The sequence below is a fragment of the Thermogutta sp. genome (assembly GCF_014359955.1).
GTDB lineage: Bacteria > Planctomycetota > Planctomycetia > Pirellulales > Thermoguttaceae > Thermogutta.
In genome coordinates this window covers 1-2,432 of sequence record NZ_JACIYL010000681.1, presented here as the reverse complement: position 1 = coordinate 2,432, position 2,432 = coordinate 1, and the positions used below count along the sequence as shown (strand labels likewise).

General features: G+C 60.1%; 2 protein-coding genes. Both read right to left on the bottom strand.

Annotated features, from left to right (window positions below):
- Positions 1 to 540: AAA family ATPase (locus tag H5U08_RS15805; protein ID WP_297035201.1), on the bottom strand; the 540-nt coding region annotated here is incomplete at its 3' end.
- Positions 537 to 1,742, bottom strand: a complete 1,206-nt coding sequence (locus H5U08_RS15800) for a DNA repair exonuclease (RefSeq protein WP_297035198.1) — start codon at positions 1,740 to 1,742, stop codon at positions 537 to 539. The genes H5U08_RS15805 and H5U08_RS15800, both read right to left, overlap by 4 nt.
- Between the last annotated feature and the right edge of the window lie 690 nt (positions 1,743 to 2,432).

The following is a 2,432-nucleotide window of genomic DNA, read 5'->3' as shown; positions in this document are numbered from 1 at the left end:
CGCACCCGCAATCAACGATTGAATGATGCCTCCCTGATCGTCCGACTGCGGATCAAACGGAGGACTCAGCATCGCGAGCCGGACGAACGCCTCGGCGGAAATGGGGGCAAAGTACTTCTGGATGAGCGACGTCCACTGTTCGGCGTCAGCGGTTCGTCCCCGCCGCCGGTGACGAGACAAGTGGATGGCCTTCCAGCCTTCTTCTGCCCTGGTTTGAAGTTCCACGCGGTGGTTGTGGAAATCGCGCTCCACGCGAAACTCACCGTAACAGGTGCCGGAAACCGCATCTCCATCTTCGTTGATCGGGATCCGCGCGTACTCCAAAGCCGCCTGATAGGGGCCCTCGGCCGCATGCCAGTTCCGGTCGGGTGGATCGTACCCCCACAAAATCGCCGCCACGAGGCGAAGCAGCGTGGTCTTGCCTGTTTCATTCGGGGCACAGTACACAGAAAGGCCCCGGCCCGGGAACTCGAAACGATGTTGCCCTTGCCAGGGACCGCAATTCGCCACTTCCAGCGCCGTCAAGACAATCCGCGTCATGAGTTCAATCGGCCCTCCGTCCGTCGCCATCCTAGGGCCAGAAGCCCCTCATAAAGGACCGCGGTACTCTCCGCGGGAGGAACGTGCTGGGCCTGTTTCCAGTCCTGCCATTGTCGCACGAAGTACCCCACAAGGCTCTCTTCCCCGGCCAGAGCTTCGATATCCGGAGGTACAAGTTCTTCCAGCCCGTCGGCCATGACCACACAGGGGAGGGCCTTCTCGCATAAGAAGGCTTTGAGCTGCTCCACCAGATCAGGACACAGCGTGTGACCTGTAAGTCGAACACCGTGAATCCATGGGACGGCGTTTTGCGAGAGGCCGTCCCCAAACTGGCCGACGATACGCTCCCCGAGTTGCTCGACAGTTTCGTCCGGGCGTACGTCGATTTCCAGAATTTTCCAGGCACAGCCCAAAAGACTGGCGTCCGTCAAAGATTCAATGCGGGGCTGACTGCGATCCCATCTCGCAAGGGAAAAGCAACCACTTCCCGGATCGGAAAGGCGTGGCCCCACGGGTGGTCCGGGATAGTGTGCCAGGCATCGTCCCGCCAACCACTCTTGCCGGCGGTGGATATGTCCTACAGCCAGGTAATCGTAGCCGAGGTCCGCTGCCTCGCGGTGCGAAATCCAGAAACAGCGTTCATTTTGAACCACGTGGGGTGGGAAGTAATCGGCCACCGTCGCGTGGAACAGGCCAATCAGAAGACCCTCGCTGGCATTCGTGGGGAAAATATCTTTTCGCGACGGCAGTGTCAGCTTGTGTCCGGGGGGAACTTTCCCGGCCTGATAGGCCGCCGAAACAACAGCGCATCGGCGTCCTGCTAGGTCGCCCTGCCAGACCACGTGCGGTTGTGGGGCATCAACGAGGACGCCCGGCCAGCCCGGCTGACGGTACACACACTGGGCATAACTGAATTCGTCGTGGTTGCCCGGGACAGTGATCACCGGGACCACCTGAGCGATTTTTCCCAGAGCAGCCCGGGTGCTCGCGACCAGTTCGGGGGGAGGAGCATATTCATCGAACAGATCACCGGCAATGAGCACCAACCCCACCGGACAGTCCTGGCGGGCAATCCAGGCTGCCAGACGATCCAACACCTGATGCCGAGCCGCTACGAGGTGTGAACGATCGCGTTCATCGAGATTGGGCTGCGGCGCAGCGCCCAGATGGAGATCAGCCAGATGGAGAATGGAATTCCGCATTGCCCCAGGTCTTTAAACAGTCCCCGGCGGGCGTCAGCCGCCTGCCGAATTGCCTGATTGACCACCCAGCGCGACCTGACAATTCCGACGCAGGATGCGCACCGTCGCCCACTCAGTATCACGTCTATTCGGCGGCCTGACAACCACGCTGGACGGCCGGTTGGCAGATCACTTGGGCTTTTTCGGTCGGGGGACCACCTGGGCGCACCGTTTGCACCGGGTCCGTTGCGTATTGAGCTTGGCACCACATTTTGGACAACGCCGATTGTGCAAAAGGTGGTAAAACTTCGTCCGTGGTCTCGTCCGCATCGATTCCACACCCTTCGTGCCAAAAACGACCCATCGCTAGGCTTTTTCCCAATTCCGGAAACTTTCATAATAAAGGCCCCTTACCGCCGCGCCAACGCCAGGAGTACGAGAATATCCCTTTCGGAGGGGCTTTCTGGACCACGAATGGAGGGGCAATTCGTGCATCGCGCTTCCTGAAGCTCATTAGTAGGGGCCATTCATGAATGGCCCCACCATCAGCTCCCTCCGATGCAAATCCGCGCCGACTCGCACCCGCGTGGACGTTTGCCCCTCCATCGGCGGGGGAAAAGTGGGGATAGGTCATCCGTGACGGCCTGGCTGGATGATGCGCCACGGACATAGCCTGAATGACTTGCGAATGAACCCCCGCAACATCGTCCC